At 65.0% G+C, this 13,971-nt stretch carries 14 protein-coding genes; 4 read left to right on the top strand and 10 right to left on the bottom strand.

Annotated elements, in window-relative coordinates:
• The coding region (locus tag Q1J95_RS04335) for a methyltransferase (RefSeq protein WP_300266059.1) at window positions 1–917 on the bottom strand (917 nt) is incomplete at its 3' end.
• A 106-nt stretch (window positions 918–1,023) separates the two neighbouring features.
• Between Q1J95_RS04335 and Q1J95_RS04330 the strand changes: the two genes are divergently transcribed.
• From Q1J95_RS04330 to trxA, 4 genes are all read left to right on the top strand, one after another.
• The gene (locus Q1J95_RS04330; protein ID WP_300266058.1) at window positions 1,024–3,159 is read left to right on the top strand and encodes a DUF6049 family protein; all 2,136 of its coding nucleotides are present in this window, start codon (window positions 1,024–1,026) and stop codon (window positions 3,157–3,159) included.
• On the top strand, window positions 3,152–4,765 hold the full coding sequence (gene murJ / locus Q1J95_RS04325) for a murein biosynthesis integral membrane protein MurJ (RefSeq protein ID WP_300266057.1): 1,614 nt from the start codon (window positions 3,152–3,154) through the stop codon (window positions 4,763–4,765). The genes Q1J95_RS04330 and murJ overlap by 8 nt, the downstream gene beginning before the upstream one ends.
• A 55-nt stretch (window positions 4,766–4,820) precedes the next feature.
• Complete coding sequence (gene trxB / locus Q1J95_RS04320) at window positions 4,821–5,795, top strand: thioredoxin-disulfide reductase (RefSeq protein WP_300266056.1); 975 nt, start codon at window positions 4,821–4,823, stop codon at window positions 5,793–5,795.
• Window positions 5,796–5,861: 66 nt separating this feature from the next.
• Complete coding sequence (trxA, locus tag Q1J95_RS04315; protein ID WP_300266055.1) at window positions 5,862–6,185, top strand: thioredoxin; 324 nt, start codon at window positions 5,862–5,864, stop codon at window positions 6,183–6,185.
• A gap of 76 nt (window positions 6,186–6,261) precedes the next feature.
• Here the strand turns inward: trxA and Q1J95_RS04310 are convergent, their stop codons facing one another.
• The 9 genes from Q1J95_RS04310 to rnpA form a co-directional block, all read right to left on the bottom strand.
• Entirely contained in the window at window positions 6,262–6,597 is a 336-nt protein-coding gene (locus tag Q1J95_RS04310) for a tryptophan synthase subunit alpha (protein ID WP_300266054.1), read from the bottom strand.
• A gap of 9 nt (window positions 6,598–6,606) precedes the next feature.
• The gene (locus Q1J95_RS04305) at window positions 6,607–8,049 is read right to left on the bottom strand and encodes a sugar porter family MFS transporter (protein WP_300266053.1); all 1,443 of its coding nucleotides are present in this window, start codon (window positions 8,047–8,049) and stop codon (window positions 6,607–6,609) included.
• A 64-nt stretch (window positions 8,050–8,113) separates the two neighbouring features.
• Window positions 8,114–9,124 (bottom strand): ParB/RepB/Spo0J family partition protein, encoded by a 1,011-nt coding sequence (locus tag Q1J95_RS04300; protein WP_300266052.1) that lies wholly within the window; start codon window positions 9,122–9,124, stop codon window positions 8,114–8,116.
• Window positions 9,124–10,047: a ParA family protein gene (locus Q1J95_RS04295; RefSeq protein WP_300266051.1), complete on the bottom strand. Its 924-nt coding sequence runs from the start codon at window positions 10,045–10,047 to the stop codon at window positions 9,124–9,126. The genes Q1J95_RS04300 and Q1J95_RS04295 overlap by 1 nt, the downstream gene beginning before the upstream one ends.
• A gap of 994 nt (window positions 10,048–11,041) precedes the next feature.
• Entirely contained in the window at window positions 11,042–11,665 is a 624-nt protein-coding gene (gene rsmG, locus Q1J95_RS04290) for a 16S rRNA (guanine(527)-N(7))-methyltransferase RsmG (RefSeq protein WP_300266049.1), read from the bottom strand.
• A 28-nt stretch (window positions 11,666–11,693) separates the two neighbouring features.
• A complete protein-coding gene (locus tag Q1J95_RS04285) occupies window positions 11,694–12,197 on the bottom strand; it encodes a R3H domain-containing nucleic acid-binding protein (protein ID WP_300266048.1) in 504 nt (167 codons plus the stop codon).
• Complete coding sequence (yidC, locus tag Q1J95_RS04280) at window positions 12,194–13,267, bottom strand: membrane protein insertase YidC (protein ID WP_300266047.1); 1,074 nt, start codon at window positions 13,265–13,267, stop codon at window positions 12,194–12,196. The genes Q1J95_RS04285 and yidC overlap by 4 nt, the downstream gene beginning before the upstream one ends.
• Before the next feature lie 3 nt (window positions 13,268–13,270).
• Entirely contained in the window at window positions 13,271–13,621 is a 351-nt protein-coding gene (gene yidD, locus Q1J95_RS04275; protein WP_300266046.1) for a membrane protein insertion efficiency factor YidD, read from the bottom strand.
• The gene (rnpA, locus tag Q1J95_RS04270) at window positions 13,618–13,968 is read right to left on the bottom strand and encodes a ribonuclease P protein component (RefSeq protein ID WP_300266044.1); all 351 of its coding nucleotides are present in this window, start codon (window positions 13,966–13,968) and stop codon (window positions 13,618–13,620) included. Before rnpA ends, yidD begins: the two co-directional genes overlap by 4 nt.
• Window positions 13,969–13,971 lie beyond the last annotated feature (3 nt).

Genomic DNA, 13,971 nt, shown 5'->3' with positions numbered 1-13,971 from the left:
TCGGCCCGCGCATCGCTCACTGAGCCGGTCGAAGCGAGCGACTCCCAGTTGCCGAGCAGCTGCGCGATGCCACCGGGGGTGAGATAGGCCGGGACCTCACGCACGAACTGTTCCACCAGCGCGTCGCCGATGAGACCGCCATCGCGGTACTCGTACGCCGTCACACCGTCGGCGCGCGGAGTGATGACGAACGGCGGGTTCGAGACGACCAGGTCGAACTGCTCGCCCACGACCGGCTCGAACATGCTGCCCTGGCGGAAGCTGACGTTGCTCACCCCGTTCAGTCGCGCATTCAGCTCACCGAACGCGAGGGCTCGTGCCGAGACATCCGTCGCGATGACCTCACGCGCATGGCGCGCCACAAGCAGCGCCTGAATGCCGCATCCGGTACCCAGATCAAGCGCGCGGTCGACCGCCACGGGAACCACCAGCTCGGCGAGGGTGCGCGTGGCACCGCCGACGCCGAGCACGTGATCGGCGGGCAGCTCGTGGCCGAGCGCGAGCTCGTCGAGGTCGCTGGCGATCCACCACTCCCCGACCCCGTCGGCATCGACGAACGACTGCGGACGCACCACCGCCTTCGGCACGACTTCGTCCGCATCGGATGCCGAGGCATCCGTCCCGCCCAATCCCAGCGCGCTCAACCCGCCGACGCCGAGACGCGGCAACGCCAATGCGACAGCCGACACCGGCTGCGGCATCCCGAGCACGAAGAAGCGTCCGAGCGTCGCCAACGCGCCCTCATCGCCGGCGATAGCGCGCAACAACGGCTCGCGCATGCCGCGTCCGAGAGCGTCATCCTCTTCCTCTCCCCACAGTCGCCGCAGCGGCTCGGAGCGGAAGTCGGCGGCATCCAGATCGGCCGCGAGAGCGGCGACAAGAGCGGCATCGGGCAGGGGCGGAAGCGCGTCGGACACGGCCGTAACTCTACGCGCCTTCAGGATTCGCCTGTCATGCGCCTCTAGAATCGCATCGTCACCACTCACGGGCAGACCCCCTGGCGCCCGAGGAAGACCAGAGACGTTGATCAGCCCCCACACCGGCATTCGTGCGCGCGCCCAGCGCGGTGCACGTGGCTTCGTCGTCTTCACCCTCGCCGCAGCGCTCATCGCAGCAGCGCATCTCAGCGGCATCGCTCCCGCGTCTGCTGACGTCGACGAAGCCGACGAAGAGACCGTCGAGCTGTCGGTCACCGCGGGCGTGCACGGGGTGATCCAGCCCGACACGTCGCTGACGACCACGGTGACGATCGCCAATACCACCGGGCAGGCTCTCTCCGGCGGCCACGTCACGCTCGAACTCAACGACACCGCGTTGACCGCGAGCGATCAGCTGAGCGAATGGCTCGATTCCGGCGTCGCACCCGGAACGTTCGCACCGCTGGCCGCCGAGGATTCGGAAGCGGTTCCGGCATCCGAATCGGCCACGACGACCGTCTTCACCGCCGGCGACACCATCAGCGACCTGCCCAGCGGCGTGTATCCGATCCGCGCGAAGCTCTCCGGTGCCACCACCGGCGACGGCGACGCGGCCACCACTCACAACGTCACCGAGAACAGCGTGCTCGTGGTCGATTCCGACACCACCGCGCAGATCACCGCGCTCGTGCCCATCACCGCGACGCCGACGAGCGGCGCTCTCCTCACCGCTGACGAACTCACCGCGCTCACCGGAGACGACGGCGCCCTCACCGCGCAGCTCGACGGCGTCGCAGGAACCTCTGCCGTGCTCGCCGTCGACCCGCTGATTCCCGCCGCGATCCGCGCCCTCGGCAGTGCCGCCCCGCCGAGCGCCGCCGAATGGCTGACCCGTCTCGAGAGCCTCGCCAATGAGCGTTTCGCGCTGCAGGCCGGCGACGCGGATGCCACCGTGCAGACGCAGGCCGGGCTGTCCGAGCTGCTCAAACCGTTGCCGCTGAGCTCGTTCCTGAATGAAGAGAACTTCCTCGACAGCCCCGATGACGCCACTGCATCACCGTCGCCGAGTCCCACGCCGACCGGCCCGGTGCTGCCCACCGACGACGAGCTCATGGAGCTGCGTCTGGCCACGGACGCCGTCGTCTGGCCGACCGGCGATGTTCGCTCAGACGACCTGACCCGCTTCGACGCGCTGTTCGACACCAAGGTGACGACCATCCTGCCGTCGACATCGCTGGCCGCGCACAGCAGCGCACACTCCGAGATCGGCGAGAGCCGGGTTCTCGTCGCCGAGAGCGCCGCCGGCGAAGCGCTGTCGGATGCCGCGGCAGAGGCCGACGATGCTGACCTCCGCGAAGACCACATCATCGAAGCGCTCGCCCACCTGGCCCTCGCCAGCCCGCAGACCTCACTTCTCGTCGGACTCGACCGTGACGAAGGCCGCACCGCCGACGCCCTGCGCTCTGCCGTGCTGTCGCTCGCCACCATCGGCGACCCGGTCGGGCTCACGGCGCTGCGTTCCACCGAACCGGCATCCGCCACCCTCGCCGAGACCTCGGAACAGGCCATCACCGAGCGCACCGCCACCCTCGAAGCTCTGATCTCGGACGAGGCGCGGCTGACCGCATTCGCCTCGATTCTCGATGACCCGCTCATGCTTCGCTCACCCGAACGACTGCAGCTGCTGCGTGTGCTCAGCGTCGGCTCGGCAGACACCTACGCAGAAGACGCCGCCGAGCACCGAGCCGCGACGACCGAGACCATGAACGCGGTCGGCGTGCAAGAGCCCTCCCCCATCCAGCTCTTCACCTCAGCGGCGCCCCTGCCCGTCTGGGTGCGCAACGACCTGCCCTGGCCGGTGAACGTCCGACTCAGCGCGACGCCCTCCGACGCGCGACTCGACGTCGAGCCGACGATCGATGTCGTCGCCCAGCCCGGCAGCAACACCCGCGTGAAAGTGCCCGTGTCGTCGCGCGTGGGCAGCGGAACGCTCTCGGTGAACTTCAGCCTCAACTCCCCCACCGGCGTGCAGATCGGCGTCGACCGCTCCGCCACCGTCACCGTGCGCGCCGAATGGGAGAACATCGGCCTCGGCATCCTCGGCGGTCTCATCGTCCTGCTGCTCGCCCTCGGAATCGTGCGCACCGTCATCCGGCGCCGCAAAGATCGTCGCGTCGAGAATGCGGACGAAGCGGATGCCGCGGCATCCGACGACACGAAAGACCAGGTGACGGGTGAATAGCCTCGGGCGCGCCAGCGCGACAATCGCCGCAGGCACCATGATCTCGCGCGTCACCGGGCTGCTGCGCACCGTCGTTCTCGTCAGCGTCATCGGCTCAGTCGGTTCCGGAGCCGCCGACGCCTTCGGCCTCGCGAATCAGCTGCCCAACAGCGTCTTCTCACTGATCTCGGTCGGCATCCTCACCGCCGTCATCGTGCCGCAGATCGTCAAAGCCAGCGCGCAGGAAGACGGCGGCAACGCCTTCATCTCGAAACTGTTCACGCTCGGCACCGTCGTGCTCGTCGCCACCACCGCCCTCGCGACGATCGCCGCCCCCTGGCTCGTGCGCATCTCGGCCGAAGCCCCACCCGAGCAGTACGCACTCGCGACCGCGTTCGCCTACTGGTGTCTGCCCCAGATTCTGTTCTACGGCCTCTACGCGCTGCTCGGTGAAGCCCTCAACGCCCGCCGCGTGTTCGGCCCGTTCACGTGGGCGCCCGTCGTCAACAACGTCGTCTCGATCATCGGTTTCCTCGCGCTCGGCGCCGTCTTCGGTGAGACCAAGACAAGCGTCGACGGCTGGACGCCGGAGATGATCGCCGGGCTCGGCGGCACAGCCACTCTCGGCATCGTCATGCAAGCTGTCGTGCTGCTGCTCTTCTGGCGCCGCACCGGACTCTCACTGCGCCCTGACTTCCGGTGGCGCGGCGTGGGGCTGGGTAACGTCGGCAAACTCGCCGGCTGGACACTGCTCATGGCCGTCGCCAGCCTCACCGCCGGCACCATCCAGGGCCGTATTGCCTACATCGCCTCAGCCGACGGCGCATCCCTCGCCACCATGCAGTACGCCTGGCTGCTGTACATGCTCCCGTACTCGATCATCGTCCTCGCCATCGGAACGCCCTACTTCACACAGATCAGCGAGCACGCCGCCGCCGGCCGCCACTCTGAGGTTCTCAGCGACATCGGGCGCAGCATCCGCACCCTCGGGTTCTTCCTGTTCGCAGCCGTCGGGGCCATCGTGGCCGCCTGCATCCCCCTCTCCCGCGTGTTCACCAACACCGCAGCCGACTCTGTCGCCGCCGCCCTCGTGCTGCTGGCGTACCTGGTCGGGCTCATCCCGCTCATGGTGCTGTTCATCGTGCAGCGCACGTTCTACGCCTACGACGACACTCGCACCCCGTTCTGGTTCACGCTCTTCCAGTGCGTGCTCATCGTCGCCGGAGCCTTCGTCTCGCTCATCCTCCTGAACGCCGGTGCGATCGAGATCACCGCCCTGGCCGCCACGATCGCGCTCAGCCAGTCGATCGCCAGCACGATTCAGACGATCACGGCCACCTGGCTACTGCGCCGCAAGATCGGCGGACTGCGGGTGAAGACCTGGATCCCCGCGCTCGTCCGCTTCGCCATCGCCGCCGTCCCCTCCGCCCTCGCCGGCCGGGGCGCCTTCCTGCTGCTGGGCGGGGCCGACGGGTGGACCACCTCCGGCGTCATCGCCGGGGTCGGCGGCACAGCCATCATCGGCATCGTGTCGCTCATCGTCTACCTCGCGCTGCTCGCAATCATGCGCGCCCCCGAGCTCAAAGTCGGCGCCGACGTGCTGCGAAAGCTCATCCCCGGCCGCTGAGGGAATGCCCCGCGGTTACGATGGGTTGAAGCAGGTGAACGAACAGGGAGAACGCATGCGTCAGGTCATCATCATCGGTTCCGGCCCCGCCGGCTTCACCGCCGGTATCTATGCGGCACGCGCGAACCTGAAACCCCTGCTCATCGCCAGCTCGGTCGAGGTCGGTGGCGAGCTGATGAACACCACCGACGTCGAGAACTACCCCGGCTTCCCCGACGGCATCCAGGGTCCTGAGCTGATGACCAAGTTCCAGGAGCAGGCCGAGAAGTTCGGCACCGAGGTCGTCTACGACGACGTCACCTCGCTCTCTCTCGACGGCCCGGTCAAATCGGTCACCCTCGGCAGCGGCGTCACCCACGAAGCCGCCGCGATCATCTACGCGACCGGCTCGGCCTACCGCAAGCTCGGCATCGAAGGCGAAGAGCGCCTCTCCGGCTACGGCGTCTCCTGGTGCGCGACCTGCGACGGCTTCTTCTTCCGTGAGAAGGCGATCGCAGTCGTCGGCGGCGGCGACTCGGCCATGGAAGAGGCGACCTTCCTCACGCGTTTCGCCTCGAAGGTGTACGTCATCCACCGCAAAGACACCCTGCGTGCGTCGAAGATCATGCAGGAGCGCGCATTCGCGAACGAGAAGATCGAGTTCATCTGGAACACTGAAGTCGCCGAGATCACCGGTGACGACAGTGTCAACGGCGTGAAGCTGCGCTCCACGGTCGACGGCTCGTTCCGTGAACTCGCCGTCGAGGGCGTCTTCGTCGCGATCGGCAACGACCCGCGCACCCACCTCGTGCACGACAAGCTCACCCTCACGCCGGAGGGCACGATCTGGGTCGACGGCCGCTCATCGAAGACCTCGATTCCCGGTGTCTTCGCCGCCGGCGACGTCATCGACCCGACCTATCGCCAAGCCATCACCGCCGCCGGCACCGGCACAGTCGCCGCCCTCGACGCCGAGCACTTCCTCGCGGATCTCGATGACGCCTCGGTCGAGGTACCGGCTGCCGAGGCCGCCGAGGTCATCACCGCCTGACGCCGGGAACACAATCCGTACGACTGCTGTTGTAGCAGGAAGTCCCTCAACGCAAGGAGATAGCTGATGACTGCGAAGGCAACCACCCAGGCGACGTTCGAGCAAGACGTCCTGCAGGCCGACGGCCCCGTCCTGGTCGACTTCTGGGCCGAATGGTGTGGCCCGTGTCGCATGGTCGCGCCTGTGCTCGACGAGATCCAGTCAGACAATCCTGACAAGATCACCATCGTCAAGCTCAACGTCGACGAGAACCCCGAGCTCGCCATGAAGTACCAGATCACGTCGATCCCGGCGATGAAGGTCTTCCAGGGCGGCGAGGTCAAGAAGACCATCATCGGCGCGAAGCCGAAGCCCGCGCTCGAGCAAGATCTCGCCGAGTTCATCGGCTGAGCACCGCGCACACGAAACCCGTCCCTCCCTCCGAGGGGCGGGTTTTTGCTGCGGGGCTCTTGTCGAAGCGCAGATGCTACGAAGCATCCGCGATCGGGGCATCCGACCGGCGACGGCCGGTGCTCTCGCCCAGAAGCCCCCAGACCGTCGGGGTGAGTTCGGGGTACTCCAGCGCGATCTGGCGCATGACCCGATAGTTGCGCGCCTCATTCGGGCGAACGCCGTCGTTCGCGGCGATGTTGTCGGCGCGCAGCAGGTAGACGACGAGTTCGTCGACGCTGGGCAGGTCTTCCATGAAGTCCCACGGATCTTCGCCACCCAGAAGGCGCTCCTGAACGAGCACGGCCCGCTCATCAGCCGCTTCGGCGCGCAGTACTTCGAGACTGGCGCGGCGCGGAACGGCTTCTGACATGCTTCCAGCCTACGCGCGCTTGGGGCGTCGTCGGCGCGTCATCTCGGCAGAATCCGTCATGGATTCGAGCTCACGCCCCTTCGTCTCAGGAACCTGGAAGTACACGAAGAAGAACGACACGATCGCGAAGAACGCGTAGAAGCCGTACGCGAAAGTGAGACCGATCTCAGCGAACGCGGGAAAGGTCGTCGAGATGAAGAAGTTCGCGATCCATTGCGCTGCCGCGGCGACGGCGAGGGCGCCCGCACGGATCGAGTTCGGGAACATCTCCCCCAGCAGCACCCACACGAGCGGTCCCCACGTCGCGCCGAAGAACACGACGAAACCGTTGGCGCAGATCAGCGCGATCAACGACCACGGCTGTGGCAGCACCACGTTGCCGTCCTGAAGCGTGCCGAACGAGAAGGCGACGGCCATCATGCCGAGCGTGATCGCCATGCCGATCGAACCGGTCAGCAGCATCGGGCGCCGCCCGACCTTGTCGACCAGCAGGATGGCGACGATCGTCACGACGATGTTGGTGATCGAGGTGATCACCGAGGTGAGCAGCGCGCTTGACTCGTCGAAGCCGACCGAGAGCCAGAGCGTCGTCGAGTAGTAGAAGATCACGTTGATGCCGACGAACTGCTGGAAGACACTCAGCAGAATGCCCACCCAGACGATCGGCTTCAGGCCGAACTTCTTGCCGCGAAGGTCTTTCAGCGACTCCTTCTGCTCGGAGTTCAGAGTGGAACGGATCTCTTCGATCTTCAGGTTAACATCTTGCTCGCCGGTGAAGTCGTAGAGCACCTGCGAGGCCTTGTCGACCTTGCCGCGCGCCACAAGGAACCGTGGTGACTCGGGCAACCGCAGCGACATGACCCCGTAGACGAGAGCTGGTATCGCCTCGACCATGAACATCCAGCGCCAGGCCTCGACACCGAACCAGAGGACGGACGCCGCGCCGCCGGCGATCCCGGCGAGAAGCGCGTTCGAGAGCAGGGCGGTGAAGATACCGGTCACGATCGCAAGCTGCTGCAGCGACCCCAGGCGCCCGCGCACCTTCGATGGCGAGACCTCGGCGATATAGGCCGGTGCGATGACAGAGGCGGCACCGACGCCCAGGCCGCCGATCACACGCCAGATGATGAGGTCGATGACGCCGAATGCAAGGCCAGCACCGATCGCCGAGACGAGAAACAGTACCGCGGCGATCAGCATCACCGGGATACGACCGAGTTTGTTCGCGAGGCTGCCGGCGAACCAGGCGCCGACCGCACAGCCGAGCAGCGCCGACGACACCGCGAAGCCCTGCAGGGCAGGCCCCAGGTCGAAGGCTCCGGCCAGAGCGTCGACCGCGCCATTGATGACGGCGGTGTCGAAGCCGAACAGGAATCCGCCGAGCGCGGCGGCGATGCTGATGCCGATGACCCGAGCGTTGAAACGTTCGGCTGTGCTCTTCTTCTCTGGCATACGCCCTCCCCGGTCTCACCCCACTCTAGGAGTGGTGTCGCTTATGCGCGAGGGGGTAGCGCAATCAGGCGCCGTACTCAGATTCGCCGAGCTCAGCGAGGATGCGGTTGAGGTCCTGGATTGACGCGAATTCTATTGCGACCTGGCCTTTTCTTGCACCGAGTGTGATCTTGACGCGCGTGTTCAAGCGGTCGCCGAGCTTACCAGCCACCTCATCGAGGTAGGCGCGTCGGGCGCCCGGCTGCGGCTTCGATGTCGCGGATCCGGCTGTGGCCGTCGTCTTCGCAGCCTCTTCCGTGGCGCGCACCGACAGGTCTTCGTTGACGACCTTGTCCGCGAGCTTCTGCATGGCTGCCGGGTCGGCGAGCGACAGCAGCGCACGCGCATGCCCGGCGCTCAGAACACCCGCAGCCACCCGCTGCTGAACCGGAACCGGGAGCCGCAGCAGACGGATCGTGTTGCTGATCTGCGGACGCGAACGCCCGATGCGCGTAGCGAGCTCATCTTGCGTGATGCCGAAGTCATCGAGCAGCTGCTGGTAGGCGGAGGCCTCTTCCAGCGGGTTCAGCTCAGAACGGTGCAGGTTCTCGAGCAGTGCATCGCGGAGAAGATCTTCATCTGCTGTCTCTCGGAAGATCGCCGGGATCGACTCGAGGCCAGCCTCACGTGCCGCGCGGGTGCGGCGCTCCCCCATGATCAGTTCGAACTGATCGTCGGCGTTGCGGCGCACGACGACCGGCTGCAGGACCCCGAACTCGCGGACGCTGTGGACGAGCTCAGCGAGGTCATCTTCGTCGAAGTGCGTCCGCGGCTGACGCGGGTTCGGAACGATCGCGTTGGGGTCGACCTGGATCAGGCGGATGCCGGGAACCGCCGTCAGGTCGGAGGTCTCATCTGACGCGGCGTCCAACGCCGTGTCTGTGGCGTTCGCTGCGGCGGCCATGTCAGGATCAGCGACGTCGACAGCCGGACGTGCCTGGGCACCAGGGAAGAATACGTCGACGGGTCGCTCGGTCTGATCCGCTGTCGGAATCAGTGCGCCGATCCCTCGACCCAAACCAGTGCGCTTAGCCATTACTGCTCCTTGCTCTGCGTCTTGTTCGACGCAATCTCTACCGCGGCCTCACGGTACGCGATCGCCCCCGCCGAGTTGGCGTCATAGGCAATCACCGTCTGACCGAAACTGGGGGCCTCAGAAACACGCACAGAACGCGGAATCATCGTATGCAGCACCTGATCGGGGAAATGATTGCGCACCTCGTCGGCGACCTGCTGGGCCAGGCGGGTGCGGCCGTCGTACATCGTGAGCAGGATGGTCGACAGATGCAGCTTCGTGTTCAGGTGCTTCTGGATCATCTGAATGCTGCCGAGCAACTGGCTCAGACCCTCGAGTGCGTAATACTCGCACTGGATGGGAATGAAGACTTCGGATGCCGCGGTGAACGCGTTGATCGTCAGCAGACCCAGGGACGGCGGACAGTCGATGATCACGAAGTTCAGCGGATCATCCTGCAGGTATGTTTCGAGCGCCCCCCGCAACCGGTGTTCACGCGCAACCTGGGATACCAGCTCAATCTCAGCACCGGCGAGGTGAATCGTGCTGGGCGCGCAGAGCAGATTCGGTGACTCGGGGCTCTCCTGAATCACGTCCGCGAGCGGAACATCATCGATAAGAACGTCATAGATGCTCGGAGTCTCGGCGTTGTGCGGGACGCCGAGAGCCGTGGAGGCATTGCCCTGCGGATCCAGATCGATCACCAGAACCTTCGCGCCCAGGCTCGCGAGCGCCGCGGCGATGTTCACGGCCGTGGTCGTCTTACCGACGCCACCCTTCTGATTCGAGACGGTCAGCACCCGCGTCTCGCCAGAGAACTCAACCGTGGTCTCTTCCAGCGTGCGCCGACGTGCGCTCAGGTCGGCGATCTCTCGCGCCAACGGCGTATCCGTCCCGAAAGCTTCGGTCGATGTTGCCTGTTCGGACTGTTTCACGTGAAACATCCACTCCTTTCGGGGCCGCGTTCCACTCTAATCGGTGGGTGGGACGTTGGTCGCATCGGGGTGTGTTCTGCTTGTTTTTGTGGCTGGGTGCGGGTGGAGGGGTATCGCTCTCACTCGCAGAGCGGGGGCCCCGTCCGGCTGCGCCGGACACCCCGATGCTCGTTCGGGCGATACCTCTCCACCCGGGCTCGACGACAACGTGCTCATGGGAAGCAGGTAGGGGGGTAGCAGCGTCTTGCTTCGCTCGACGACTGCGCTTAGTGGCGCGGGCGGTTCGACTCGCGGGCGGATGTTGGTTGGGGACGTGGAAGGTTCTGGATTCATGGTTCGTTTCACGTGAAACATTTGGGGTGATGTCGAGAATCAGAACCACATCGTTTGTCGGCCCCCCTTTCCGCATACCTCTCGTTCTGAGCGCGTCCCTTCGGCGGGCCTAATGGCGGTGTCTCATGTGAGACATTCGTGAATAGTCTGGGTCGCGGAAAGACCGCGCTCACCGGTTCTCCCCCGCAAACGCACCTGAGCCCGCCGGCCGGCCGGGTGAGACCAGGTTATGTTCCACGTGAAACATTCGATGGATCGCGAGGGCACCGGTTCGTCTTGGCTACCGATCCGCTGCTCGCATCTGGCGGGATCAGAGGGGGTCGAAGTGTCCGTGGCCGCGGGGGCGTTTCACGTGAAACATCCGGCCCTCTCCGAGAGATCCACCCGTCGTCTCAGGTCAACTGACCTATGCCACAGGCACACTGTTCATCCGTGAGCTCCAGCGCCTGTCCATCAGTCTCTACTCCACTATGCGCAGCGAGTGTTTCACGTGAAACATCGCCAAGCCCCCAATGCCCTGCTCCTCATGTCCGCGCGCGACGCGAGGGCGTAGTGATATCGCCCGAACGAGCATCGGGGTGTCCGGCGCAGCCGGACGGGGCCCCCGCTCTGCGAGTGAGAGCGATATCGCTACGCCCGCCCCGAACGGCCCAAAAACCAGAACCAAGAATTAACGAACAGTAGCCCGAACAACCCTGGTAACGTCCGCGAGCACTCCTTCGCCGATCACTTCGACTCGAACGTCGGTCAGCTTGAACTTCTTGATCGGCTTCGCAGCGCCGGTGATCTCGTTTTCGGCGTTTACGCCTTTGAGGAGGATGAGCTCTCCCCCGTCGCGCACGAGCGGTGCAGTGAAGGGGATCAGGGTGCGGAGTGCACTGACGGCACGGGCAGTGACGATGTCGAATCTCACGTCGCTCGGCACTTCTTCACCGCGGGCCCGCAGTACGGTCACGTTGTCGAGCTGCAATGATGCGACCTGTTCGTTCAGCCAGGTGACGCGTCGCTCCATCGGCTCGATGAGCGTCCACTGCACATCCGGGCGAGCGATCGCGAGAACAAGTCCGGGCAGTCCGGCGCCAGAGCCGACGTCTGCCACTGATCCATGAAACAGCTGCGCCGCGATCGCGCTGTTCAGAATGTGGCGCGTCCACAGTCGCGGTAGCTCGAGCGGGCCGATCAGGCCGCGCTCTTCTCCCTGAGCGGCGAGGGCCGCAGTGAACTGCCGCGCGCGATCGATACGATCACCGAACAGTGCAGCCGCAGCATCCGGCTCGATTTCCAACGCCGTCATCTGATCGACCGATGTTTCACGTGAAACATCACCGGCGACGAATGACCGTGTGGCGGTCTGTGCCCTCGCCGTACGACTCCGAAATCAGGTTTCGGTCCGCAACGATGTCGTGCACCAGCTTGCGCTCGTAACTAGACATCGCCGGAAGCGACGCCTTGGATGCGCCCTCATCGAGCTTCACGAGCGCAGCATCCACCAGCTTCTCCAGCTGACGCCGACGTGCGTCGCGCGATCCACCGACATCGAGGATCAGACGCGAGAAAGCACCGGTCTTGTTCTGCACCGCGAGCCGGGTGAGCTCTTGCAGCGCCTGAACCGTGTCCGGATCCGACAGCACAGAGATGTCTTCGGCTTCAGACTCGACCGAAACGTAGGCGCGCCCCTGACGAACATCGAGATTCAGGTCGCCATCGACGTCAGCGATGTCGAGCAGCCCCTCGATGAAGTCGGCTGCGACGTCGCCTTCATGCTCGAGCTGTTCGATGGACGGCTCTGTGCGCTCCGGGCGCTCTGCGATGTTCTCACCGGTCATGCTTTCGGACCCTTCTTCTTCGCGCGCTTCTTGCCCACGGGCTGCTGACGTTTCGGTGTGCTCTGACGCGCCTTCTCAGCCTCTTCCAGCATCCGCTGCTGCTCGGCCTCGTACACGGCAATCGGCACGACCTTGCCCGACGAATCGATCGCCTTGCCCTTGCGGGCCAGCCGCTCTTCGCGAGCCTTGGCCGCCTCAGATCCGGGCGTCGGCATCTCACGAATGACGAGGAACTGCTGTGCCATGGTCCAGAGGTTCGAGATGAACCAGTAAACGACGACACCGAGCGGGAAGAAGACACCCGAGAAGATGAAGCCCAACGGCAGCACGTAGAGCATGATCTTCTGCATCTGGTACGCCTGGCCCGTCTTGGCCTCGGGCGAGAGGTTCTTCGAGATGATCTGCAGCTGCGTGAAGAACTGCGATCCGATCATCAGGACGACGAGGATCACCAGCAGCACGATCGCCACGGTGTTGTCAGCGTTGACGGCATCGATGAGCGTCTCGTGGAGCGAGACGACACCGAAGAGCTTGGCGTCGTAGAACTCCATCGTGAGCTCGGGTGTCAACATGCCGACACCGCCGAGGCCGGCCTTGGCGTGCGCACTCACATCACGCAGCACGCTGAAGAGAGAGAAGAAGATCGGCATCTGAATGATGAGCGGCAGACAGCTCGACATCGGCGAGGTGCCGTGCTTCTTATACAGCGCCATGGTCTCGCGGCTCATGGCCTCACGCGAGAGCTGGTCCTTCTTGCCTCGATATTTCTCCTGAACCTTCTTCATCTCAGGAGCGATTTCCATCATCTTGCGCTGGCTTTTGATTTGCCGCACGAACAGGGGAAATACCGCTGCGCGAACGACGATCACGAGCCCGACGATCGACAGAACCCACGTCACACCGGAGGCGGCCGGGAGTCCGACAGCGGTGAACAGCCAGTGCCACGCGACGAGAATGAGCTCAACGGCCCACTTCAGCGGCCACAGAATCGTGCCGAGAAGATCGAAGCCAGGATCTGCGGAACCACCGTCGGCAGTTGTCGCAGAGGCGAGCAGAAGGTCAAGACCCACTGTTCAGTCCTTTCGAGAAGGTACGACGAAACCACGGGCGGTCAGGTCGTGTCGGAAATGGTCGTGGGGACGAACGTCATCGACGCCGCCTTTGGTCCAGGGGTTGCAGCGCAGAATCCGCCATGCCGAGAGCGCTGCTCCTTTGACGGCGCCGTGCTGTTGCACCGCCCCTACAGCGTAAGCGGAGCACGACGGATAATACGCACAGACATCTCCATAGATAGGAGAGATCACGGCGCGATATGCGGTGAGGAACCCCAGGACGAGATTACGGGGAAGGAGAGGGATGCTTCGCACGATGTCGGCGGCATGCAGATGCGCCGTACCCATCGCATAAGACGGCAACGCGCTCATGTCGATGCTCGATCGCGCTGGAGTCGTGCCAGGCACCTGTTGACGTCCGCCGCAAGCTCGGCGAACGAAGCCGTCGCAGACGCAGGAAGGGCACGGATGACGACATCCGTGCCCTCGGGGACATCTGTGAGCGCGGCCGCGCAGACGGCTTTGAGCCGCCGACGCACGGTGTTGCGAATCACAGCTGTGCCCACCTGCTTACTGATGATGAACCCGAACCGGGCCTCGCGTGCTTCTCCGGTCGACATCATCGAGGTGATGACCCGGGCGCCCCCGCAGCGAACACCGCGACGGACGACCGACTTGTAGTCGGTGCCGCGCGTCAGTCGATGCGGACGGGCGAGCACGAC

The sequence above is a fragment of the Microbacterium sp. genome (genome assembly GCF_029263575.1).
GTDB lineage: Bacteria > Actinomycetota > Actinomycetes > Actinomycetales > Microbacteriaceae > Microbacterium.
This window is presented reverse-complemented; position numbering and strand designations above follow the sequence as displayed.

Excerpts from the sequence above, each read along its gene's own strand:
- trxB (WP_300266056.1), top strand. The coding sequence starts at position 4,821 with ATGCGTCAGGTCATCATCATCGGTTCCGGCCCCGCCGGCTTCACCGCC.
- trxA (WP_300266055.1), top strand. The coding sequence starts at position 5,862 with ATGACTGCGAAGGCAACCACCCAGGCGACGTTCGAGCAAGACGTCCTG.
- Q1J95_RS04310 (WP_300266054.1), bottom strand. The coding sequence starts at position 6,597 with ATGTCAGAAGCCGTTCCGCGCCGCGCCAGTCTCGAAGTACTGCGCGCC.
- Q1J95_RS04305 (WP_300266053.1), bottom strand. The coding sequence starts at position 8,049 with ATGCCAGAGAAGAAGAGCACAGCCGAACGTTTCAACGCTCGGGTCATC.
- Q1J95_RS04300 (WP_300266052.1), bottom strand. The coding sequence starts at position 9,124 with ATGGCTAAGCGCACTGGTTTGGGTCGAGGGATCGGCGCACTGATTCCG.
- Q1J95_RS04295 (WP_300266051.1), bottom strand. The coding sequence starts at position 10,047 with ATGTTTCACGTGAAACAGTCCGAACAGGCAACATCGACCGAAGCTTTC.
- rsmG (WP_300266049.1), bottom strand. The coding sequence starts at position 11,665 with ATGACGGCGTTGGAAATCGAGCCGGATGCTGCGGCTGCACTGTTCGGT.
- Q1J95_RS04285 (WP_300266048.1), bottom strand. The coding sequence starts at position 12,197 with ATGACCGGTGAGAACATCGCAGAGCGCCCGGAGCGCACAGAGCCGTCC.
- yidD (WP_300266046.1), bottom strand. The coding sequence starts at position 13,621 with ATGAGCGCGTTGCCGTCTTATGCGATGGGTACGGCGCATCTGCATGCC.